Raw genomic sequence first — 414 nt, forward strand, 5'->3', positions numbered from 1 at the left:
TACTTTACCGAACAACTCATCAAACGTGATAATTTGAACATCTTTTAAGTTATTACGGTAAAGCTCAAAAGCTTTTCGCTTTTCTGGAGTATTTAACTCACTTGTATTACCGACAATTACTACACAATGAGGCCTAAAAGCGCTGAACACATTTAAATCATGACCAACTATTGAATAATAATCTTGAACGATTGAGTTTGAGTAATTTAAAACCTGATTCGTTGAACCAGTAAGCTCTTTAGCAATGTTAAACGTTTGTCTATATGGTGAACCAATAAGGTTCGCTGTTGGTGTCTTTATTTCTATGAGCGCGGGATTATTTGTTAACTCATTTTTATAAAGAAAATCAACAATGTTGCCACCATGATTTGTAAAGCTCTTGCCACCTACATAGGCTTTTTCTTTTACAACTAC

1 protein-coding gene is annotated in these 414 nt (G+C 33.8%); it reads right to left on the minus strand.

Features of this window, described 5'->3' with window-relative positions; all coding sequences use genetic code 11:
- Positions 1-414, minus strand: a 414-nt coding sequence (locus AC4GME_RS17460; protein ID WP_490379907.1) for a Shedu immune nuclease family protein, incomplete at both ends; no start/stop codon positions are given.

This window comes from Psychromonas sp., from assembly GCF_983033635.1.